The following is a 19,554-nucleotide window of genomic DNA, read 5'->3' as shown; positions in this document are numbered from 1 at the left end:
ACCTTCGCCTATCGGCCATCGCTGATCCTTGGCTTCATCGTGGATACGAGAGGCTTGAGGGTGCGGAGCTTAGCCATTCGGCCTCGTGCAATCTGGTACGAAGTTTAGCGCGTTCTCTACATGCTCAGTCAGGTCTTCAACTATGGCGTCACGCCATGCCGGTTCTTCATTTGGCATCGGCAGGAGACCACGGCCAGTGCTGAAGTATCTACGTGTCTGCACTTGAAGGACTATCTTGCCATCTGTGTCTACGCGATACCGGCGATTTCCAGTTAGTCGAACCATCCTCTAATCCTTCAGCGCGTCTCTCAACAAAGGACAAAGCGCCCATCTGTGTAGGTGTATTGGTAGGTTGCTTGCTCGGTAACTATGATTGCTGACTGAAAGCCTTGCTGGTCTGGCGTCGTCGTCACTGACACGGTGATAACGGATGTACTATCCGGCTTTGTGATGCCGACATCCTTCATCGTGTTTTCCAGACAATAGGCCATGCCTCTACCCCTTCGCCTTTAGCTCTGCTGCTACTGCTGCCTCTGTCTGGTGATCTAGGTAGGCGTCTAGACAGCTATGCATGGTCTCCCGGATTTCATCGGCTATATCCATGTTCCCGCGCAGTACCGCCGCACGGTGGAGGTGCCGTGATCCGAGTATGTCTTCCCATGTGGCTTGCATGAACTGGATGGGCTTGGGCATTAGAGCGTTACCGAATAGTGCAGATTGCCTGCCTCTCGGATGAGAAGGCCAGCCTCGATGCGCTCGTGTAAGTCCTTCGTTGCTCTTACTCGGTAAGGGTCAAGCCGAACGATTTCCTTTACCTTTTCACGAACGAGCCGGTTCACTTCCGCATCATGATTAGGCCCAACGGTTATTGTGACTTCCAGCTTATCAATCTCGGTCGGCTTCTCCGGCCTTGGCAGCGCCATTGCAGGAACGGCAGCAGCTACAGGAGCGAAGCCGAGGAAGGAAAGGAAGCGTCTGCGGTTCATATCAGGCCCCTTTGCTTGGCTGACTTGTATAGGCGGGCGAAGTCGGCAACTTCATCGATTGTTGCACCCCAGCGGCGCTCCGATCTGATCTTGTCATCGATAAGGGCGATGGCCGCGTCTAACTGCGCATCGGACATCTGGCCGTCTCTGTGAGCTACCAAGCAAACATCCGTGCCAATCGCGACATTCACGTATCCATGCCTAAGCACATAATAGAGCCGTTCGGCGTCTGTCATTTCTTCGGCCATATCCGATCCTCTGTTGGTATCTTCCGGGCTTGCCCACTTCACACCGTGATATGCAGGGTTCTCACCCCGGAGCGACCAGTGTTGAGTTCTACACCCGCGAGTGAAAGCCATGGTCTAGCCGCCCGGTGGGCTAGTGAAAGGAGTGTCGCTCCCTATGAAGGCTATTGAAATTTGCGCTCTGACTGTGCTGAATTGTCAGCGGGAGGCTTATCATGTTTGAAAACCAGACAATCGGGGTGACTTGCCCTAAATGTGGAAATCAGATCGAGCAGACTATCGGCTGGCTTAAATCCAACGACAATGTCACCTGTCCTGGGTGCGGTTCTGATTTCATCATCAATAGCGAAAAGTTCTTCGCCGGAATTGAGAAGGCCGAGGAGGCCATCGCGAAATTCGGGAAATCGATCCCAAATATCGGAAAGCGAAGATAACACTTCATGCAATCCATTCGTATCAACGGAAAGCCTTAGATAACATAATGCCATCTGAACGCTCCAAACAGAAAACCCCGCGCGGTGGCGGGGCTGATTGTTGATCACATATTTGATGATGCGCTATCCTGATGAAAACAGGAGGGCAGCAATGTATCAGATCAAAGTATTGGAACTTCTCGAAGACGGCACATCACGGCCATATGAGTTCACCGAGATGGAAACCGCTCAGGATTTCGTCAGACACGCAACCTTCGACTTGAAGGTCTGGATAGAAAAGTACGGCATCTTTGACCGCGATGACTTCTTGAAACTCCGGTCTATGCCGCAGGATGAAGCCATCCCGTTTTAATTCTGTGTGGCACTCTCTCCACCCGTCACCTTGCGCTTATCTACAGGTCAGCTAACCAGTCCGTCGAACTGATGCCTCCATTCGGGAGCGTCAAAGGTCCAAACCCGATTTGGCGGAAGGTGTAGGATTTGAACCTACGGGACGTTGCCGTCCGACGAGTTAGCAACCCGCTGCAATAAGCCGCTCTGCCAACCTTCCGTGTCTGGCGCTGTGGGAGGATTTGCACCTCCCGGCAACCGGTTGGACATTCGGTCGCCTGCTACTTGCACCCGCTTATGTCTACCGCCCCTGTAGGACTTTGACTATGTTCGGGGTTACCTGCCCACGTGAAGCAGCATTGATATCGGCATGTGTGAGGCGTCCAGACGCCATGCCATTCGTCAATCTGGTGCAGTACACCCTTGGGGCGGATGATACCGACGTATTCGCTATTTTCGCTATTCCTTGACGCGTCTTAAACGGCTTACTGCGTATTCTCTGCGTGCAAGTGCGGATGAAATCGCTCTTTACTGCCGGACTTCCCTTTAATGCTTGCTGCCCTGTCGCGTAGGTCGATGCGCTCACGCCGCAACCGGATAAGAAAATCCCCGCTATAATCGCCGGAATAAGTGCTTTCCCCATGTCCTCTCTCCTTTTAGAGAGAAGATTGGGGTAACCAAACGGGCTGGTCAATGAAAAATCAGCCCCGAAGCCAACACCACTTAGCCTAAATGCCTGCCCAAAATGATCGTAAGCCCTGCCACTAATGCGATCACCGCCAGATACACGAACTTAAACAAGGTTGGCATTGGCAGCTTAAGGCAAAGATACGCCACAGGCACACAGATCAGCAATGTGAAGGCCGCTAAAAATGCGGTGAACATCGGCTCGCCTAAAACAACAAAGCGGCCCGAAAGCCGCTGAAAATCAGACACAAGCCACCATGCGCAAGAAGCCGTTTGGCCTCTCTGGGTCAAGGTATACGCCTATAGCGCAGGGGTCCTTGGTCGTCCTGTGCAGAATTTTTAACTGCTTTGCAGTTACCTGTCAAGCTGCTTCAAGTAAACCAGCATCAATCTTGATCTTATGCTGGGCGCCGAACAGGTCCATGAAAACATAAGCGTCCCTGCCCTTTAGTTCATGCACCGGGACAATCATGCCATCGAACGGGCCATCGCAGATGCGTACCAGATCTCCAGCCTTATATTCGGCATGGGTGCGCATGTACTTCTCTTCCTTCGGGCGCTGAATGCCGTTTGGATAGCGGCGAAGCAAACCTTCCATGGCAGCATGATCGAGCTTCATCGGTTTACCGTTGATGCCTACGCAGCCCTGAATGCATGGAAGCTGGAAGAGATTGAACCACGCCGGGACACCTGGAACGAAACCAGCGAAGACATACCGGACAACCATCGGGTACGAGATAAGCTGTTTTTCCTTGGTGTAGCGGTTTTGTCGGCGCCATCGCTTGTCTGCCGGGCAGAATGTGACCACACCACGCTGTGTAAGGATTTCCTGAGCAACAAATTCCTTCTGTGGCGGCGTCCTGATCGCATACCACTCCAGATCCATCACCATATCAGCCAGTTTCCCGCTTTCCATAACGGGCGACTGTCTGCGTTGAAGTCTGCCTTGTGCCGCCATGTCCGTTCCTCGCTGACTGGGGTTATTGCCGTGCCTGTTCGAAGCCGTGGATGACCTTGCCAGCGAAACCGCCTATTTCCTCCGGGGGCGTGCGCATCGCCCAGATCAAGATCATCAGCATTCCTATTGCTATTACGAGCCTCATCGCCCTCTCCTATGCCGCTTGTTTGGAAAGGCGGGCCATGGTCGCCTCTCTGCCATGAAGTGAAATGAAGGCCGCTGCTTGCTCCCTGCTCTCAAAACCGAACAGGTTCACCGAATGAAGAATTGTCGTGTGATCGCGACCACCAAAATGCCGGCCGATTGCTGGCAAGCTCATATCAGGGCGGAAGGCCCATGCTGACAGGACAGCGAAATGACGGATATTGCTCATGGAGCGCGTTCGGCGTGCGCCTACAACATCGTCATGTGTAAAGGACGATCCCGCCACCGCATCGGAAATAATATCCCTGATCGATAGGCGAGTTTCAGCATTTCGAATCCCTACTTCGCGATATGATGCGATGATGTTGCGATAGATTTCCTGCCGTTTGCGCTCGGCTTCTTTTCGCTCTTGTTCGCGGCGCTTGGCCTCAAGGAGCAATTGCTCCTTGCGTTCTCTCTCCGCTTCAATGCGATCAGCGTTGCGTTTGGCAATCAGCGCCTTGGCTGCTCTGTCAGTGTTTCGTGAATAGGCTGCGGCGAACATCACGCGGACTCCTCATTGAGTGCACGAATTTTGGCCATTGCCTTTTCGTACTGATCTGGAAAGAAAGCCTTGAGACGGGCCAGACGCTTGCGCTTCCCGCGTGTGAGGCCCTGTGCGTCAGTCTTAGGTGAAGCTTTCAGCTGTCTGAAACCGTCGCCGCCACGCAACGCCGCGAAATGGCTTTGGCGACGGCTAATCGCTATTTCATCCATCAGGGGGTTACCGAGGGTGATTTCTTTCTTCGTCTGATCAATTACAATTTTGTTGAAGATGTTCATTATGCGGCCTTCCCTACTTGTTTGACGGGTCCGTAGACCGTTGCTGTTTTTGCTACCCAGAGCGACCCAGTTGGATAATCGTGTTTCGCTCTCGAAACCCATGTGAGATGATCAATCCCAACCGCCAGCACATCTCGGCCTGCGGTATTGTCTCGCTTCGATGAATTGCGGCGATGCTCGGCTGTCGCCACCTTCGCTTTCTCCACTTCGCGGGTATAGGTCAGGCTGTCGAGGATCGGCTTCATTACGCGCTCGCACTCGCGCCGAAGTTCTGGCGGTGCGGGCATGAACGAATGCTCGCAATGCGAATGTCCGGTGATGAAGTTCTGCACAGCCATTTCCAAGCTGTGCCGAGTGACGCCACGCAAGGCCATCATGTAGACCGCCCTCGTCAACTTCTGGTCAGTAGGTCCGCGTCCCGGCAATCCTGAGAGGGTGTACATTGCCTTCTCGATATCCGTGTCGGTCACCAGCATCGAGTAAGTCTGGTTCGTGGCTATCTGGTTCATCGGGTAGAATTCCTTTTTCGCGCAACGCAATGGCCCAAACATCTGTGTGGGTCATGGGCTTTGGAGGAGGCTCCTTGCGGTGGTTGACTTTTCGGTTTTCGATCCACTCGGCCTTGATGCCTTGCCAGCCATGAAGGATCATCATGTCGGCGGCTTCCCGTGGGTTGGCGCACTTACGCAGCTCCCTTGCCATGAGCTTTCCGGCCTTGGCTGTGATCGGGGCGCGCTTTTTCTTCCGGTGATCGATGATGGCTTCGATAGTTTCGGCATCAAGCAGCTCAGAAAGTTCAGAAACGAAATCCTGCTTCGGAGTTGAGCGCACTTGCGCGTCAACATCTGAACGAAGTGAAGATGTATTTGGTGTATTGGTGTATTTAGTGCGTCCGTCTTGCGTCCGCTCTGCGTCCTGAGTGCGTCCTGCTTCCTGATATTTCGAGTAATTACAAATAATTACGTGCGTCTTTCCTGCGTCCGTTTTTGTCACGATCATTCCGTTGTTTTCGAGGGCTTTTAGGAATGTCCGGACGCGCTTGTCGGATTTCCAATTCCACTCTTTTGCTAAGCCTCGGAGTGTAACGAACATCTCGCCCACGGCGACCCTGACAGTGTCAGTACCTATGCGATGTAGCGTCGGAGACCATGCGGCATGCGTGATAAGCCATATCCAAGCATCGCTTTCTGAGCGCTCAGCATTGGCGAACATTGGATGGTCAAGAATGTCGGATTGAATGCGGACCCAGCGGCTCATTTCACTACCTCCACATCAATACCAAGGAATGACTTCACCAGCTTGCGCTTGAGGCGGAATACAGGTGTTTCAACACCCTTCACGTCGATCACGCGGAAGCGGTCTTCCTCGAAATCCCAGAAGGCAAAATCTGCCCTGTAAGTGGTGATGAGTTCACCCTTAGGCCCGAGGATGACGAATGGACGCTGTAGCTCCACCCCGCCGACTTCTCCGGCCTTCTCGCGCTGTTTAAGCTCAGCGTAGAAGCGAGCTTCTGCCTTGCTATCGAAGGTGATGCCGTCGAGCGTGGTTTTCTTCGCGCCGTACTTGTTGCGGCGGGCTGTCTGGTGAAATTCTGCGGCTGACATTCTCATGCCACCTCGCCTTCTGCCTTGCGGGCGAATAGAGGCATAGACAGTGCATCGAGCTTTGCCGCGCAGTGGGGGTTGATCCACAGCACTTCGGTTCGCTCTCTGGCACCATCTGCAAATGCGGCACGCTCTATTCGGCGCCAATCTGGCAAAAAGTCGTCGTAGACCTGAGACGGATAACCGGAAAGAACAACCATCCCTTCAAGCCCGCATAGCACCTTAAGCAGATGCTCGTGGTCGTCATTGCTCAACTCATGGGAATAATCGTCTTTCGCATCCGTTCTTGTATCGAACATGTAGGGTGGATCGACATAATGCAGAGTGTCCACGCCATCGTGAGCCTGCATAACGTCTTTGCCGTCACGATTCAGGATGACAACGCCTTTTAGTCGCTCAATCGTCTTGAGCAGTGCATCAGGATAATTAACCCAATCATGCGCTGGCGAAGTGCCTGAACGATTGCTGTTTGAACGGAAGCCACTCGGCTGCGCATGGCTATTTGATCCAAAGCCCATGAAGCTGCGAATAACGAGCCGACGCGCTTTCTCCAGCGCGCAATCTGTAGGTTCATAAGCGTTGCTGAATTCCGTTGAAGCAAACGGCGTAAGTCTGAGCTGCTCAACCAGTCGTGCCGCATCGTCAGAGCGCAGGACACGAAATAGATTGACGACATGTTCGTCCAGATCATTCCAGACCTCTGCATAGCTGCGCTCTTTACGCATCAGCACAGATCCCGCGCCGCCGAACGGCTCGACGTAGACGCGATGCTTTGGAAAGTGTGAAATAATCCATGGTGCAAGCATCCACTTGCCACCATGCCAACGAAGAACAGGACGAGTAACGGCCGTCATGAGAACCTCGCCGCAATGAGCAAGCCGATCAAACAGACCAGCAGGATTGTCAGGAGAGTTGAGAGAATGGCGGCGAGAAAAGGGTTCATCGTTCACCCTTCTCTATTCGTGTCGGGAAGGTCTTTTCGTCCTTCTTTCGTTGAACCAGTCTCAACCAGTACTGGCGCAATTTCCGCCACGCTGCTTGCAAAAGGCGTTCCAGCCAGAGCATCCGCGATGCCAAGAAGTTTCGAATTGCGCGCATGGGCTAGTTCCCTCTCAGCCGCATAGGCTCTTTCTGATGCTTCAAGCGCCGCTTTGTAGGCGCGAGCGATGGCCGCATATGCGGAAACAGGCATATCTTTGATCGATCGATAGCGGAGGCGATGCATCCAAGATGCCGGAGCGCCATACATGCGCTCAGCCCGGTGCATGGCAGCGTCAACGGTATCACCCGGCCCCCGGTAGGTGCTTTGAAGGATGAAATCACTCATCCCTCTGGCGCTGCTGACAAACTCGACACTCATTTTGTCAAATCCTTCAAAACCTTTGTCGGACATTGCAAAGCTCTCCAGCTACGTTTCAGGACAGCAAAGAGAGCCTGAGACAAAACGAGAGCAGGAGTTGAGATTTGGAGCACATCGGGCATGCCGCATGGCGCGTTTTGCAGAACGCACGAAAAGCAGCGATTGCCCGAAACGAAAAAGGCGCGGGTGCCGAAACGCGCAACGAAGAGGTTGTTCCAGGTATCTCTGCCTTGAACGCTGCGCTTCGCCCGGAGGCACCCGCTACCGTCGAATATCCGGGCGAACGGAAAAGATCGCGACACAAAGGACGCTCGACGGGTTCTTGAATTGGAGATTGAGCGAGGCTTGTTCCTCATCGCCGCCCCTCGCTCGAAAAGGGAGCCGCGCCACGCTTATTGAAGGTGGCGCGGCTTTCTTCGTCAGTGTGGGAGGAGTTCACCAACGAATGGAAATTCTGCAATGCATGTTCATGCGTGCGACCGCTCGCGCTCCTGCCGGTCTTACGGCAAGAGGCAATAAATGTTCCGTCATGGGTTGGAAAAACGGTCGCAGACATGGCTTACGACATCCCCAAAGCGTCCATGTAAAGCTGAAGTATCGCTTCTTCTTCCTGACGCTCATGGTCTTCCTTCTTGCGAAGGCGAATGATTTCCTTGAAGGCTTTAGCGTCGAAACCGCTGCCCTTCAGTTCAGCAATGATTTCTTTCTGGTCATCGCTGATAGTTTTCTTTTCTTCTTCAAGGCGCTCGTAACGTTCAATGAAAGCCCGAAGCTGGCCAACGGCAATCGTCTGCGCTTCCGATGTGATATCGTCGCTCATTACACTGTTCCTGATAGGGTTGAAGGTTGCGGTTGTCGCGTAGAGGCTCGGACCTCTTTGCGGGATCGATGCGAGGCGAGCCACACATACGTGACGCCCTTTAATCCTCGCTTTGAACACGCTGAAACAACCTTATCCCAATGCTCAGGAGCGATACTGTCGCGCCGTCGCATCTGCCTCGCCGCTTCGTATCCGCAGCCAACATCCCGGGCGAAATCGGAAATTTTGCCCCAGCTATCAATCAGGTCGGTAATAGTGTCTGGCGTGTTCATCATGGCTGCATCGTACATAACGTACGACAGCAATGCAACATAAATCGTACACTATGAACGACAATACTAAGTCATAATGTACGAATGGAACCGAAAGACCGTTTGAAAGAAGCGCGCATTAAAGCCGGGTTTGAAACCCCGAGTGATGCCGCACGCGTGCTCAAAGAGATCAATAAGAACACTCTGATAAGCAACGAGAACGGAAATCGTCCAATCTCGCGCAAAGCAGCCGAAAAATACGGTGAATTGTTCGGCGTTGATCCCGGTTGGATACTTTTTGGTGAAGGTGGATCACCCGAAGATAAAATTAGCGGGGCAACACAGATAGAAGCCATGTTGCGCCGCATCAAAGGGCTTAACGATCAAGACATACTTGTCGTGATGAGCGTCATTATGAACGCAATTCGCGTGAATGGCGACGAACAAGAACAAACTCAGCCTGATGATCAATCTGGACTGACCACTGACCACCATAAAGTGAAGCCATAGTTTCAGCTAACTCGTTGGCTTTGAACTCAGCCTTTCTCATTGCGGTAAGAAGGCCACCATTCAGCGTGGCAACTCGCAAAAGCTCCAGCCTGTCACCTTCCTTACCCGGCTGAATGGTTACGAATTTAATCATTCATTCCTCCCGCCTATATCTTTTCCATTTCCGCCACTTCAGGCGGCAATCTGTCACCATGTGCATAGATGAGCTTCGGTTCTTCATAATCGCCGGTATCGGCATCGCCCTTGCTCACAAAGGCAACGACTGCGGGTTTGATTGATGCCAGCTTTTCCGCGATCCGGCGCGCATGGCTTACATCTTTCGCCAGAAATGGCGCATCGGCATTGATTTTGCCCTTGGGTGCCTTGCTATATGCCTGCACCACATACTGCGTTTGCATGCTCATACTCTTACTCCCTGTACGCTTGTTATGTGCGACAGGATGACTCAGATATGAGAACGAAACAAGAACATTTCTTAAATGAAGATCAATGGGGGATGGTCGACGCCTAAAACACTGTTCAGCGCTACTCCGTCCTGACGGCGCGCCGCCTCTTTCATTCCTATAACCGAAGGTTGCAAAGGCGACCAAGAATCATGTTACCACCCGTAGAATCATTGCGGGAGGACCGGATTGCTCTCCGGAAACATAATTTGAACAATCTCGACTGGACTAAATCAGTGTTCGAGGCGGTGAAGGGGCACCCTAAAGAAGCTCTTGCATGCCTCGCCATGATAATCGCCTGCATCCTCTACGCCCTGGATGCCGGTCCGATTGTCGCAGCTGGGATTCCAGCCACAATCTATTTACTTTACTTCGCTAACGGTTATATGGACAATGCACACAACCAGCGGCTGGCTGAATTAGACGTCGAGAAGACCGAAATAACACACGGTCAAAGGGCGCGAGCCAAGGCGCATAGGGCGCTTGAAAAGCGGAGAAATGCCAATGCTAAACGTTGATGCTACTTTGGTTATCGTTTCGATTGCCAGCGCAACGGCTGGTGCTGCAATGGCTTTGCATCTGGCTTCTTTGAAGGCAAAACGGCGAGCATTTGATTTGCGCACGGCCAACAAAGCCATGCGCACATATTACACTTTGATGGAAGAGATCGTTGATGATCCAGCTCTTCCGCTCGAAGCAGCTGAATTTCTCGCGTTCTTTTCTGAAGTATTGCCTGACAAAACAGGGTGCGCACACATTACTAGCTCGGTTGCCCACTCGCGCCGGAATCCTGCAAAGGGGAATGGGTCTAGAGAAAAGGCAAAAAATATGTTCGACACGATAGAAGAGTTGGGCGAGCATAGACCTGATTTACGCGATAAGTTTCATCGGGCCGTAGCCAGCGGTATTGTTGCAATTTTTCACAGATGGCCTGGGAACTCGTGGAAATTCTCCCAAGTTATGCAGGAGATTGCTTCAGACCCGAGAAAAGAGTTTCAGCTCGTCTACAGGTTCGCTCGGGACCGCGATATGACTAACACACAAAATCACCATGCCTTAGCTTAGGAGAAAGGATCGGCATCCACTCCTAGTTAGGACACTAAAACCCCGCTTCGGCGGGGTTTTTCATTTGCATCTGCTAAAACGGCATTTTGCCGCCGCTAGATGTTGTGGCTGATTTCGGAGTGAACATATAGACAGTTTTGAAAGCGGCGCTATCGCCGGAAGATTGGGAACGTATTAAGTGCGAATAGGGGCGCGCTTTTGCGCGTCCCCCTTAATGACAAGAAACTACTTCTCAATTTCGTCAAATATATCCCACTGATGATTTATCGGAACGGCTTGGGGGAATGCACGGTAGAAGCTTCTATCAAATGCGCCCCTGTCCTTAGCGCCTTCTCCTATACCGATAGTCTTCCATAGATGCTGACGAAAAGCGTTAATCCCAATTTCGTCACTTAAGAACTGAAAAAGTTTGTGCCGTCTTCCACCATTCTCGTACACGACAGGGTTTTTCTCATCGAGCTTTTCAAGGATGGCTCCCCGGCTATTTGCCAGTGGGTAATAAATGTATTTCCTTATGAAATGGCCGAAAAACTGTGGGTGCTTATTGCTATCTGGGCTGTGGCGCTTCAGGCCATGGAGCCTGTAAATCATATCGAAAAAACTGGGCGGGAACTCTTGTTCCCATTGCCTAAATTCATTTCGTACAAAAGTATCGAATAGCTGCCTATACTCATCTTTGCGCTTATCGACATACCCAACCGCTTCATCAACAAGTGCGATAATGCCGATCTTTGCAGCGGACCGCACAATGATCTCTGCCTGTTTTCCCAAGAACTCTTGAGACGAATGAAGCGCGAGCCTGTTTCTAGCGTCAATCAGCGCATCGCAAATTTCTATCAGGTCCTCGACATCGTATCCGTCTGCTAAATCCCCCTTTAAGGGCTTGAAATAAATAGGATTTTCGATCTTTTTTATTAGTTTTTCGCTGAAAACGGATCGTATACCTTTCCGAGACATGGTCCGCATGAAAGCGTTCCCACCTTCAGACTTCAATCCAAGTGCAGCTGCCATTGCCTTCTTGCTGATAACACGCCGCTCATCATCAAGTCGGTAAACGTCTAGGGCAACATCGCCAATCCAAAGTATGCCGTCGCTTTCTGCCTCGGGGATACGGTTCGGGTCCTTGATTTTCGCCCATCGTTCTTTTGCTGCGCGAATTGCGATATCGCGGCGCTCCTCGCTTGTTAGTTTTGCCGCCCTTGCCTCACCGCCGAGGCTCTGTGGCGTCTTATCATCATCCATTTTCGCACCTCATGCTTGCTTTGGTCGATGCAAAGTATGCATGCTGAATTCTGCGTTTGCAAGCATGACGCGCAACAAACATGTGAATATGCTTGCTACAAGTCCTGCTTCGTCGGGGTTTTTCATTGCTGATTTCCTTTAAGCGGAATCGCTCTAGCAAACCTTTGTTTTATATGAAAAAAATACTGATTTCCTCGCGATAAATGCCGAGTGGAATCACCCCATATTTTGGGCTTTGTCTCGAAGGTACTTTCTTAAAGCCGCATTATGTGAGCCGGTCGCTATATAGATATTATCTAACGAATAAGGTCCGGCATCTCCGAAGCGGCACATCATGTAGCCAGTACCGCGCCCACGCATATCCCACTTGCCAGACCACTTCCAGACCATCCACCAATCCCATAGGGATAACTCCCATTCAATATTTCGAACTCTCGCCTTTTGGCGTTGGGCCTGCCAAGCGCGTGTAGGGGTTTGGCCGATTGATGCCCCTCCCTTCATCATTGAGCGCCCAATCTCTAAAAGTTCTTCATGCTGCTCGGCAGTGCAGCCAAATAGCTCCAGTGCCGTCACGTCTCTTTTTGCCAGTTTCTCCTGGTGTAGTCGCAAGGATTCCAGCCTTCGGCGCGCCTCATAACGAGTTCTCGCGTCCTTCACCCCGGCTCTTCTGACAATCTGAGAGACGCGCTGGCGCGACACTGAGAACGAAATTCCGATCTCTCGCATACTCGCACCTTCTTGGAAAAGGCGAACCATTTCTCGATGAGCATCATGATGAATCTTCATTTTCTGTAACCCTGTTGATTCCCCTCATGATGACCACGGCGCGGGCTGGTGTCAAAAATAATCGTACATTTTGCACTATTATCGTACATTTTGTACTTGACTGCCGTTCGTACGTTTTGTACGGTTATCTCAACAAACGAGTTGGGAGTTTCCAAATGAACATTGCGGTTCAACTTACACATACCGACTTTGCCAATGCCCTTTCCGGGTTGACGAGCTCTGTCAAGAAGCCCCGCTACCTTTCAGACGTTCTGGAAATAAAACAGGCTCGCGGCGACGACGATATTGTCTTCTTCAAGCTGCAATGCCGCATGTTTCAGTCCCGCTTTGGCGCGACGATAGAAGGCGCTCACAAAACAGCCCTCAAGGGTGACGCAGCCCTGCGCATCTTCGCGGAAATGCTTGAGGAGTTCATGTGATGCCGGACCACCTCACCGAAACCGAGGTCAGGCGGCTGATCGCTGAAATTGAGCATCGGCTCAAGACCGATCCGCATGTACCGACCCGCCGCTATCTCGCTGAAAAGCTTTTCGAACTAACCGACCTTCTACAGGAACAGGAAGGAATTGCAGCATGACGCATACATACGAATACTGGACCGCCGCGCTTGCTAATCCTGAACAGATCGGGAAGGGCCTGCCTGTTCACGAAGGCGATGCGCAGCCCGGTTTTTACCGCAAGCGCAACGGCAAGGATGGGCCTTGGCTACCGGTCGCAATCTGGGAACAGGACGGCCAGCTTGTTGCAAAAATTGGCGACAAGATGGGCGACCCGATTGACCTCTGGTCATGGGTTTGCCGTTTCCCTGTTTCCGAGGCGGCATATCGCAAGTCCGTCGATGGCAAAGGTTGGGATGATGACGCGCCCGTCGCGTCTATCGGTCATAATCTGCCGGATGATCCCCACGAAGCTCTTAAGCTAGAATTCCAGGCCGAGAAGGAATTGGCCGATACCTTCCTGAAAACGCCTATCACCACTCAGGAGCAGGCCGATAGGGCGGCGGTTTGGTCGAAGAAGCTAGCCGGGATCGCCAAGAAGGCGACAGACCTGCACAAGGTCGAAAAGCAGCCTCATTTGGACGCGGGCCGCGCTGTCGATGACAAATGGCGCGACCTCAAGGAAGAACCGACCGACCTATCCAAGAAGCTCAAGCGCCATATGGACGCATTCCTGATCGAGCAGCAGCGCCTTGAAAACGAGCGCCGCCGTAAGGAGCAAGAGGAAGCCGACCGCCTGCGCCGAGAGGCTGAGGAACGCGCCCGCGAAGCAGAGCAAGGCAACGACGAAACGGCCATGGCCGAAGCCGAACAGCTAAAGGCAGAAGCTGCCGAGCGTGAAAAGGCCGCGCAGGCTACAAATGCTCACGCCGGTCGCACTGGCGCAAAGGTGAGCCTTCGCACGTTCGTCTCTGCCCGGATCGTTGATTACGACAAGGCATTGGTCGCCCTGAAAGACCACCCCGAAATGAAAGCTCTTGTCGAGCAGCTTGCCAACCGTGCTGTTCGCGCAGGTGTCGAGGTTGCTGGCGTCGAGCGCTTTGAAGAACAGAGGGCTGCATAATGAGCGCTGTCATCGAAATGCAATCGCGCCCGTCAAATGTTCCGGCCTTCATGGCCGGAGCGCAGGTTGGCGCAATCATTCCACGCAGCATCGAAGAAATGTGGCGCGTATCAACGATGGTCGTTCGTGCTGGTCTGGCACCGCAAGCGCTTGTCGGCAAGAAGGAAGGCGAAGAAGCTGTAAGCGCCGTGGCTATCGCCGTGATGGCTGGTGCCGAACTTGGCCTGCCGCCAATGGTAGCCCTTCGCAGCTTTACCGTTATCGGCGGACGCCCTGCGCTATATGGTGATGGCATCATCAATGTTGCCCGCCGATCCCGTAAGGCTGCTTATATTCGCACCGGATATGATGAAGCCCGAAAATGCGGATGGTGTGAAGCCAAGCGAGCAGACAGCGGGGAAGAAAAGCGCGTTGAGTTTTCTGAAGCTGATGCTCGGTCTGCCGGCCTGTGGGATGACCGCAAAATGGTTAGGCGCAAAGTTTATGGAGAATTCAAGGAAGTCCCGAACGATGCGCCTTGGTTCCGTTATCCGAAGCGTATGCTTGCTTGGCGCGCTGCCGGTTACTGCCTGCGCGAACTTTTTGCAGATGTTCTTGGTGGCATTACCGACGAATTCGAAGCAAACGAGATTGCCGGGAGCGATGAACCAGTAAACGTCACACCTCCGTCGCCGCCTAGCCCACCGTCCCCGCCTTCGCCGGCTATCGCAGCGCCCGAACAGGAACCCATTGAGGACGCTCATGTCATTGACGATGACGAAGCATTCGACCTTGAGGCTTTTCTGTCTGAACTGGACGAAGCCATGGCGACCGGCAAGACAGAGGACGAAATTGTAGAAATCTGGGATGGTTTCGACGTTGAAGCCACCTTGACCGAGGATGAAGAAGCGCTTCAGCGCGCCTTTGATCTTCGGAAGCACCAGATCGCCCGCGTTCTTCGCACGATGCTTAACTCTCACCCTGTCAATGCGGGGTGAGCCATGAGCAAGCGAGAAAAGCCCGTTTATGGTTTCGTCCGCAGGGGAAACGCTCTTGTTCCGGCCATGGAATTCGACATGGCCGCGCTGGACAGCATCCGCAACGGCGAACTGGTCAAGGTTGAAATCAAGCAATTTCGGAACGTCTCCCGCCATCGTGCCTATTGGGCAATGATACAGGAAGTCGTTGACGGGTACGGCCTCGACTATACCGCCGACCGTCTGCACGAAATCATTAAGCTTGAGAACGGCGTAGTTGATTTGGTCCGCCTGCCGGACGGCTTAAAGGTTCAACTCCCCGGCTCAATTTCCTTCGACAAGATGAGCGAAGCTGAATTCCAAGCTTTCTTCAAGAAGGCCGAGAAGTGGCTTGCCGAAACCTACGGCTATGTCCGTGAGGAGGTTGCGTGATGATCCCCTCTTTCATTGCAAAATTCTTCAACTGGCTTTTCCCCGAACCCGAGCGCCGCGACCTTCAGGCCGAGATTAACGCCAAGATCGCGGAAATCGAGAAGGCTACACGCCAGCACCGCCCGCGAAGCCACCTTTACGACGAACTCAACGGCCTGATGGCCGAGCAACTGGCCGAAGAACTCGGCTATGCGAGGCACTGATATGGCCCGGAAAGAATTCACCCGAAAAATCCGTAATGCCGCCATCGAGCGCGCTGCCGGTCACTGCGAAAAGTGCAAGGCCGCTCTCAAAAAGGGTGAGGCAGAAGTAGACCACATTTTGCCTGATGTTCTCGGCGGCGAGCCCGTATTGGCTAATGCTCAGGTGCTTTGCCAGCAGTGCCATGCTGAAAAGACGGCAGACGATATTCGCCGCACCCGCAAGGCCGACCGCCAGCGGGATAAGAACAACGGCGCGATCAAGCCTTCTTCCAAGCTGGCGAAAACCATCAAAGAGCCGAAGCGCCTTTCCAAGCCCCTCCCCGAATGGAAACGCCGCATTTACGCGAGCACGGAGGTCCAGCCATGACCACCCTACCGGAAGAAGCCGTGAAGGCGGCAATAGCCGCGCACAACAAATACTACGACGATCTTGCTATCTATCCTTCGGAGGAACCTACGCCGGAAGGAGCTTTCCACGCGGCGTTGAAGGGCGCACTCCCCTTCCTCCCCGTGCAAGGGGCTGTGAAGAAGCTGGAGTGGGACGAAGACGGGTGCGCGAAGACGCCGTTCGGAATGTATACCGTCGCGGAAAACGCCGAAGACACTTGGTCATTTACGTTCTACGACTACCCGTATGGCATTCCAGAAGGTGAGTTTGGCACACTTGATGAAGCCAAAGCCGCAGCACAGGCCGACTATGAGGCTCGCATCCTCTCCGCGCTAGAGCCATCCGCTCCCGATATCGGAAAACCGATAACGGCCCCATCCGCAGCGCGTGAGCTGGCATTGGAGGAAGCGGCACAGTTTATCGAAAGCCACATTTACACTTCGTCTCCTGACGGGGTTCGCTTGGTTCCGTCAAGGCGAGCCGGTCTTGATTTGCACCACCAAACGATTGCCTCCGCCATCCGCGCCCTATCCTCCCCGGACCATGCCGACGCCGTCAAGGTCGAGGGGGATGGAAGCCGTTGGCGCATTTTCGAAGCGGCATGTGCCCGAGGCTACTGGGGCATTGAGCTTGAACAGGCGAGCAACGATGATGAGCCGATTTTGTACCCCATTAAGGTGCATCGCGACACGCTTGCCCGGATAGTTGAAGCCCATAACGCCGGTCTCCCCTCTGCACCAGCTTCGGAGGGCGCGGAATGAGCCTCACGCGAAAAGAAGCAGATATGCTCGATCGCTATATCAGCGCAACACTGGCGGCGCGAGCATATCTCGAACCTCATCCGTCATGGGATCATGAGCGGCTTAGGAAGAAAGCTTTGACGGCAATTGCCAAAGCCTGCGGCCCTACTGCTGGAATGGATCATCATTACCCATCAGGAGGCGACCGTCATGGCTGATCACTATGGATGGCGCGCGCAGGGAGCAATCGGAGACTATCACCTTCCGCCACGCCCATTTCTATATCGCGTCCCTGTCATCAAGCGTTTCAAATATGCCTACGACATGTGGAAACTTGATCGATGGTATTCCGCCGTCCCAGGCATTCGTACCGGATATGACGAATGGTGCCTTTACGGCTGGTGGTATGGCCTGACCATGGAGGACTGTCATGGCGAGTGAACGTGATCGCGAAATCTGGGACGATGCGACGAACGCCGTCTGTCAGGCCATGCAAGAGCAGAAGATGTGCAATTGTCCTGATGGGGATTGCCTCGCGGCGAAGATTGATTTTTCGCCTGAGAAGATCGCAACAGCCACCCGCCCCGCGCCTGCCGCTACAGATACGGGACTGGAGACGGTCGAGCATCAGTATTGGCGTGACCAGACGCAAGAGTGGCTCCCGACTGGTTTCCCAGATCGATATCGTAAGGACGGTTTCCAGGTCCGCGAACTCGTCACCCGCTCGCAGGCCGAATCGGAGATTCGTAAAGTCAGTGAGGACGTCGAGCAGCTATTGGCGGCGAAGGACGAGCAACTGCGAGAAATCAATGAACTATTAGACGCCGGTCAAGGGGATGATGACGGAGCGCAAATTCTCCCTGATTTTGAAGATGGTATGTCGATACTTGGTAAAGTTGAAGCTTGTCTTGCCCTATTAGAAGATCGCCGCGACGTAATCGAAGGGTATGAAGCCAAGCTCGCGGCTACTGAAAAGGACGCGGCGACATGGGAAGCTAATTTCAAGGCGCTGAATGCTAAGACTGCCCGCGCCGTGCTGGGAGGGAGGCCGTCATGAGCCCGAAACTGAAGCGCGGGAGAACCATAGGCGATAAGTTATCTCGGTTCAGAAAAATCATTCGAGCAACCGGCGCTTGTCGCTTTTATCACAACGGAGACGGCGCTGGATTGGTCTGGAGATGGTGGCATCCGGTCGCTTGGATATGGGCACCTTTTAGTTTTCTGCTTCTTTGCGTCGTTGCAGGAGTGCCGGAAGCCATTCGTTGCCGCCATGAAATCGGCTTTGGCATGGACCCTTACTTTATCAAACACCCTGACAAACTCATTTGGGAGAGCGACGAATGACTTCTGACCTCATTATCCGCCTCTCCAAGCTAAACGCGCCTGACAGGGAAGCGGATGCGGAAATTGATCGCTCTTTCGGTCTTTTGGTGGATGAATATCCATTGTCAGGTCCGATGACGGATTATCCCGAACCGGTTGGATATGTAGAAACCAAACACTACACCGCCTCTGTAGACGACGCTATAGCGCTGGCTGAAAGGGTATTGCCCGTCGCTAACGTCCTTATCGGATGGGGCCAGACCGACGAGACCAAGCCATGGGCGCGGATCGGCGTCACACCTTCACACGATGCAACTGGCTTCAATCTTGCCACCGCCCTTCTGATCGCCCTCTTGCGCGCAGAGGAGGCCAGCAAATGACCAGCAAAGTCGCTCAAATCCGTGAAGCCATGAGCATCGCACAGGAGATGACCAAGGCGGGCATTCTGTTTGTAGCCGTCCCGGTTCTCAGCGACGCGGACCATACGAAGCTGAAGCTGTTGCAGGCTTCGAGAGTGGTGCAAATAGATCAGGAGGCCAGCCATGCCGAGTAAAGAACTGAAAACACAGCAGGCCAAGGCTTTCGTGATGATAGCACCCGGCAATTGGCTCATTGTTCCAAGCGCTCGATCCCGGCGACGGGAAGTTACTGCTTGGGCTGACAAACATATGCGAACTGGCGGATGGGAAGCATTGCGCAAACGCGGCTATCGGATCGAGAAAATGCTTCTCGTGCCACTTGGGGAGCAGAGCGATGGCTAAGCCCGAACTGAACGAATACGACCGCAAAATGCTCAGCATCTTCAACGGAGATTTGCCTGATGAAACGTGGGGTGCGTGGTGGACACCGTGCCTAGAATTTCTGTCCGGTCTTGGACTTTGCACCAAGGGGCCAAATTTCCAGATCACGAATGAGGGTCGCCAAGCCCTGAAAGGCGGTGAGTAGATGAATATCTCATCACAAGAATTTCGCACATTGCGCCAGTTGGATCGCCGACCAATCAAATACAGTCTGTGGTCTGCGTATGCCAGGGAGCAGTTTGCAGTTCGCAGGTGCTTATATGCACTGCGGCAGCGCGGTTTTGCCGAACCGAAATACGCCGGTCAGAGCACAACACGTTGGTTTATCACCGAAGCAGGCCGCGCCGCACTGCGGGAAAGGGAGTGAGGATGTCAGCGATCTTTTCCATGAACGAAGCCGCTGACCGTCTCAGGATTGGCCGGCGAACACTGCAAGAAATTATCAAGCGCCATGCGTTCTACTTC

At 53.2% G+C, this 19,554-nt stretch carries 38 protein-coding genes, 1 tRNA gene and 1 pseudogene; 22 read left to right on the top strand and 18 right to left on the bottom strand.

Annotated elements, in window-relative coordinates:
• Positions 1–308: 308 nt before the first annotated feature.
• The 3 genes from FJQ48_RS15270 to FJQ48_RS15260 all read right to left on the bottom strand — a co-directional run bounded on the left by FJQ48_RS15270 (position 309) and on the right by FJQ48_RS15260 (position 1,234).
• Positions 309–491 carry a hypothetical protein gene (locus tag FJQ48_RS15270; protein ID WP_139975832.1) on the bottom strand — a complete coding sequence of 61 codons (183 nt, stop codon included), beginning with the start codon at positions 489–491 and terminating at the stop codon, positions 309–311.
• Positions 492–692: 201 nt separating this feature from the next.
• Positions 693–986 (bottom strand): hypothetical protein, encoded by a 294-nt coding sequence (locus FJQ48_RS15265; protein WP_139975831.1) that lies wholly within the window; start codon positions 984–986, stop codon positions 693–695.
• Entirely contained in the window at positions 983–1,234 is a 252-nt protein-coding gene (locus FJQ48_RS15260; RefSeq protein ID WP_139975830.1) for a hypothetical protein, read from the bottom strand. The genes FJQ48_RS15265 and FJQ48_RS15260 overlap by 4 nt, the downstream gene beginning before the upstream one ends.
• Positions 1,235–1,446: 212 nt before the next feature.
• Here FJQ48_RS15260 and FJQ48_RS15255 point away from each other — a divergent pair, with 212 nt between their 5' ends.
• Positions 1,447–1,665: a YnfU family zinc-binding protein gene (locus tag FJQ48_RS15255; protein WP_139975829.1), complete on the top strand. Its 219-nt coding sequence runs from the start codon at positions 1,447–1,449 to the stop codon at positions 1,663–1,665.
• A 151-nt stretch (positions 1,666–1,816) separates the two neighbouring features.
• Entirely contained in the window at positions 1,817–2,017 is a 201-nt protein-coding gene (locus FJQ48_RS15250) for a hypothetical protein (RefSeq protein WP_139975828.1), read from the top strand.
• Between the two features lie 110 nt (positions 2,018–2,127).
• Here FJQ48_RS15250 and FJQ48_RS15245 read toward each other — a convergent pair.
• The 11 genes from FJQ48_RS15245 to FJQ48_RS15200 all read right to left on the bottom strand — a co-directional run bounded on the left by FJQ48_RS15245 (position 2,128) and on the right by FJQ48_RS15200 (position 7,603).
• A tRNA-Ser gene (locus FJQ48_RS15245) sits at positions 2,128–2,215 on the bottom strand.
• A 503-nt stretch (positions 2,216–2,718) separates the two neighbouring features.
• Positions 2,719–2,931, bottom strand: coding sequence for a hypothetical protein (locus tag FJQ48_RS15240; RefSeq protein ID WP_180350218.1), 213 nt, complete (start codon positions 2,929–2,931; stop codon positions 2,719–2,721).
• A 112-nt stretch (positions 2,932–3,043) separates the two neighbouring features.
• Positions 3,044–3,640 (bottom strand): transcription termination/antitermination NusG family protein, encoded by a 597-nt coding sequence (locus tag FJQ48_RS15235; protein ID WP_139975826.1) that lies wholly within the window; start codon positions 3,638–3,640, stop codon positions 3,044–3,046.
• Positions 3,641–3,662: 22 nt separating this feature from the next.
• On the bottom strand, positions 3,663–3,785 hold the full coding sequence (locus tag FJQ48_RS22860; RefSeq protein ID WP_282183550.1) for a hypothetical protein: 123 nt from the start codon (positions 3,783–3,785) through the stop codon (positions 3,663–3,665).
• Positions 3,786–3,794: 9 nt separating this feature from the next.
• Positions 3,795–4,328 (bottom strand): helix-turn-helix domain-containing protein, encoded by a 534-nt coding sequence (locus FJQ48_RS15230; RefSeq protein WP_247870411.1) that lies wholly within the window; start codon positions 4,326–4,328, stop codon positions 3,795–3,797.
• Complete coding sequence (locus FJQ48_RS15225; protein ID WP_139975824.1) at positions 4,328–4,606, bottom strand: hypothetical protein; 279 nt, start codon at positions 4,604–4,606, stop codon at positions 4,328–4,330. The genes FJQ48_RS15230 and FJQ48_RS15225 overlap by 1 nt, the downstream gene beginning before the upstream one ends.
• Positions 4,606–4,983, bottom strand: a complete 378-nt coding sequence (locus tag FJQ48_RS15220; protein WP_139975823.1) for a hypothetical protein — start codon at positions 4,981–4,983, stop codon at positions 4,606–4,608. The genes FJQ48_RS15225 and FJQ48_RS15220 overlap by 1 nt, the downstream gene beginning before the upstream one ends.
• Positions 4,984–5,008: 25 nt before the next feature.
• Positions 5,009–5,863: a hypothetical protein gene (locus tag FJQ48_RS15215; RefSeq protein WP_139975822.1), complete on the bottom strand. Its 855-nt coding sequence runs from the start codon at positions 5,861–5,863 to the stop codon at positions 5,009–5,011.
• Positions 5,860–6,216, bottom strand: coding sequence for a DUF1064 domain-containing protein (locus tag FJQ48_RS15210; RefSeq protein ID WP_139975821.1), 357 nt, complete (start codon positions 6,214–6,216; stop codon positions 5,860–5,862). Before FJQ48_RS15210 ends, FJQ48_RS15215 begins: the two co-directional genes overlap by 4 nt.
• Complete coding sequence (locus FJQ48_RS15205) at positions 6,213–7,064, bottom strand: DNA adenine methylase (protein WP_139975820.1); 852 nt, start codon at positions 7,062–7,064, stop codon at positions 6,213–6,215. Before FJQ48_RS15205 ends, FJQ48_RS15210 begins: the two co-directional genes overlap by 4 nt.
• A 92-nt stretch (positions 7,065–7,156) precedes the next feature.
• A complete protein-coding gene (locus tag FJQ48_RS15200; RefSeq protein ID WP_139975819.1) occupies positions 7,157–7,603 on the bottom strand; it encodes a hypothetical protein in 447 nt (148 codons plus the stop codon).
• Between the two features lie 71 nt (positions 7,604–7,674).
• On the opposite strand from FJQ48_RS15200, the gene FJQ48_RS15195 reads away from it, so the two are divergent.
• A complete protein-coding gene (locus FJQ48_RS15195) occupies positions 7,675–7,896 on the top strand; it encodes a hypothetical protein (protein ID WP_139975818.1) in 222 nt (73 codons plus the stop codon).
• A gap of 233 nt (positions 7,897–8,129) precedes the next feature.
• On the opposite strand, the gene FJQ48_RS15190 is transcribed toward FJQ48_RS15195, so the two are convergent.
• Positions 8,130–8,390, bottom strand: a complete 261-nt coding sequence (locus FJQ48_RS15190) for a DUF2312 domain-containing protein (RefSeq protein WP_139975817.1) — start codon at positions 8,388–8,390, stop codon at positions 8,130–8,132.
• 356 nt (positions 8,391–8,746) lie between these two features.
• Between FJQ48_RS15190 and FJQ48_RS15180 the strand changes: the two are divergent.
• A pseudogene (locus FJQ48_RS15180) lies at positions 8,747–8,953 on the top strand (peptidase S24); the annotation flags it as partial.
• Between the two features lie 344 nt (positions 8,954–9,297).
• Here the strand turns inward: FJQ48_RS15180 and FJQ48_RS15175 are convergent.
• Positions 9,298–9,555, bottom strand: coding sequence for a hypothetical protein (locus FJQ48_RS15175; protein ID WP_063621019.1), 258 nt, complete (start codon positions 9,553–9,555; stop codon positions 9,298–9,300).
• Positions 9,556–9,803: 248 nt separating this feature from the next.
• Here FJQ48_RS15175 and FJQ48_RS15170 point away from each other — a divergent pair, with 248 nt between their 5' ends.
• Positions 9,804–10,112 (top strand): hypothetical protein, encoded by a 309-nt coding sequence (locus tag FJQ48_RS15170; RefSeq protein ID WP_139975816.1) that lies wholly within the window; start codon positions 9,804–9,806, stop codon positions 10,110–10,112.
• Complete coding sequence (locus tag FJQ48_RS15165) at positions 10,099–10,659, top strand: hypothetical protein (RefSeq protein ID WP_139975815.1); 561 nt, start codon at positions 10,099–10,101, stop codon at positions 10,657–10,659. The genes FJQ48_RS15170 and FJQ48_RS15165 overlap by 14 nt, the downstream gene beginning before the upstream one ends.
• 225 nt (positions 10,660–10,884) lie before the next feature.
• On the opposite strand, the gene FJQ48_RS15160 is transcribed toward FJQ48_RS15165, so the two are convergent.
• Both FJQ48_RS15160 and FJQ48_RS15155 read right to left on the bottom strand, forming a co-directional pair.
• On the bottom strand, positions 10,885–11,901 hold the full coding sequence (locus tag FJQ48_RS15160) for a P63C domain-containing protein (protein WP_139975814.1): 1,017 nt from the start codon (positions 11,899–11,901) through the stop codon (positions 10,885–10,887).
• A gap of 216 nt (positions 11,902–12,117) precedes the next feature.
• Complete coding sequence (locus FJQ48_RS15155; protein ID WP_139975813.1) at positions 12,118–12,687, bottom strand: hypothetical protein; 570 nt, start codon at positions 12,685–12,687, stop codon at positions 12,118–12,120.
• Positions 12,688–12,842: 155 nt separating this feature from the next.
• Between FJQ48_RS15155 and FJQ48_RS15150 the strand changes: the two genes are divergently transcribed.
• The 16 genes from FJQ48_RS15150 to FJQ48_RS15085 are packed head-to-tail and all read left to right on the top strand — an operon-like array spanning position 12,843 to position 19,234.
• Positions 12,843–13,106, top strand: a complete 264-nt coding sequence (locus FJQ48_RS15150; protein ID WP_139975812.1) for a hypothetical protein — start codon at positions 12,843–12,845, stop codon at positions 13,104–13,106.
• Positions 13,106–13,264, top strand: coding sequence for a hypothetical protein (locus FJQ48_RS22440; RefSeq protein WP_022570412.1), 159 nt, complete (start codon positions 13,106–13,108; stop codon positions 13,262–13,264). Before FJQ48_RS15150 ends, FJQ48_RS22440 begins: the two co-directional genes overlap by 1 nt.
• Positions 13,261–14,247 (top strand): hypothetical protein, encoded by a 987-nt coding sequence (locus tag FJQ48_RS15145; protein ID WP_139975811.1) that lies wholly within the window; start codon positions 13,261–13,263, stop codon positions 14,245–14,247. Before FJQ48_RS22440 ends, FJQ48_RS15145 begins: the two co-directional genes overlap by 4 nt.
• Complete coding sequence (locus FJQ48_RS15140; protein ID WP_247870392.1) at positions 14,247–15,224, top strand: hypothetical protein; 978 nt, start codon at positions 14,247–14,249, stop codon at positions 15,222–15,224. The genes FJQ48_RS15145 and FJQ48_RS15140 overlap by 1 nt, the downstream gene beginning before the upstream one ends.
• A gap of 3 nt (positions 15,225–15,227) precedes the next feature.
• Positions 15,228–15,635, top strand: a complete 408-nt coding sequence (locus FJQ48_RS15135; RefSeq protein WP_139975810.1) for a DUF1367 family protein — start codon at positions 15,228–15,230, stop codon at positions 15,633–15,635.
• Positions 15,635–15,838, top strand: coding sequence for a hypothetical protein (locus FJQ48_RS15130; RefSeq protein WP_100652910.1), 204 nt, complete (start codon positions 15,635–15,637; stop codon positions 15,836–15,838). The genes FJQ48_RS15135 and FJQ48_RS15130 overlap by 1 nt, the downstream gene beginning before the upstream one ends.
• A 1-nt stretch (position 15,839) precedes the next feature.
• A complete protein-coding gene (locus FJQ48_RS15125; RefSeq protein ID WP_122003698.1) occupies positions 15,840–16,205 on the top strand; it encodes an HNH endonuclease signature motif containing protein in 366 nt (121 codons plus the stop codon).
• Entirely contained in the window at positions 16,202–16,987 is a 786-nt protein-coding gene (locus tag FJQ48_RS15120) for a hypothetical protein (RefSeq protein WP_139975809.1), read from the top strand. Before FJQ48_RS15125 ends, FJQ48_RS15120 begins: the two co-directional genes overlap by 4 nt.
• Positions 16,984–17,184, top strand: coding sequence for a hypothetical protein (locus tag FJQ48_RS15115; protein WP_139975808.1), 201 nt, complete (start codon positions 16,984–16,986; stop codon positions 17,182–17,184). The genes FJQ48_RS15120 and FJQ48_RS15115 overlap by 4 nt, the downstream gene beginning before the upstream one ends.
• Complete coding sequence (locus FJQ48_RS15110) at positions 17,177–17,407, top strand: hypothetical protein (protein ID WP_139975807.1); 231 nt, start codon at positions 17,177–17,179, stop codon at positions 17,405–17,407. Before FJQ48_RS15115 ends, FJQ48_RS15110 begins: the two co-directional genes overlap by 8 nt.
• A complete protein-coding gene (locus FJQ48_RS15105) occupies positions 17,397–18,023 on the top strand; it encodes a hypothetical protein (protein ID WP_139975806.1) in 627 nt (208 codons plus the stop codon). The genes FJQ48_RS15110 and FJQ48_RS15105 overlap by 11 nt, the downstream gene beginning before the upstream one ends.
• Complete coding sequence (locus tag FJQ48_RS15100) at positions 18,020–18,310, top strand: hypothetical protein (RefSeq protein WP_139975805.1); 291 nt, start codon at positions 18,020–18,022, stop codon at positions 18,308–18,310. Before FJQ48_RS15105 ends, FJQ48_RS15100 begins: the two co-directional genes overlap by 4 nt.
• Positions 18,307–18,669 (top strand): hypothetical protein, encoded by a 363-nt coding sequence (locus tag FJQ48_RS15095; protein ID WP_139975804.1) that lies wholly within the window; start codon positions 18,307–18,309, stop codon positions 18,667–18,669. The genes FJQ48_RS15100 and FJQ48_RS15095 overlap by 4 nt, the downstream gene beginning before the upstream one ends.
• The gene (locus FJQ48_RS22435) at positions 18,666–18,842 is read left to right on the top strand and encodes a DUF1382 family protein (RefSeq protein ID WP_180350215.1); all 177 of its coding nucleotides are present in this window, start codon (positions 18,666–18,668) and stop codon (positions 18,840–18,842) included. Before FJQ48_RS15095 ends, FJQ48_RS22435 begins: the two co-directional genes overlap by 4 nt.
• Positions 18,832–19,050 carry a hypothetical protein gene (locus FJQ48_RS15090; protein ID WP_139975803.1) on the top strand — a complete coding sequence of 73 codons (219 nt, stop codon included), beginning with the start codon at positions 18,832–18,834 and terminating at the stop codon, positions 19,048–19,050. Before FJQ48_RS22435 ends, FJQ48_RS15090 begins: the two co-directional genes overlap by 11 nt.
• On the top strand, positions 19,043–19,234 hold the full coding sequence (locus tag FJQ48_RS15085; RefSeq protein WP_139975802.1) for a hypothetical protein: 192 nt from the start codon (positions 19,043–19,045) through the stop codon (positions 19,232–19,234). Before FJQ48_RS15090 ends, FJQ48_RS15085 begins: the two co-directional genes overlap by 8 nt.
• Positions 19,235–19,554: the final 320 nt, after the last annotated feature.

The sequence above is a fragment of the Ochrobactrum sp. CGA5 genome (genome assembly GCF_006345815.1).
GTDB lineage: Bacteria > Pseudomonadota > Alphaproteobacteria > Rhizobiales > Rhizobiaceae > Brucella.
The sequence above is the reverse complement of the archived record's forward strand: the minus strand, read 5'-3'. Positions and strand labels throughout refer to the sequence as shown.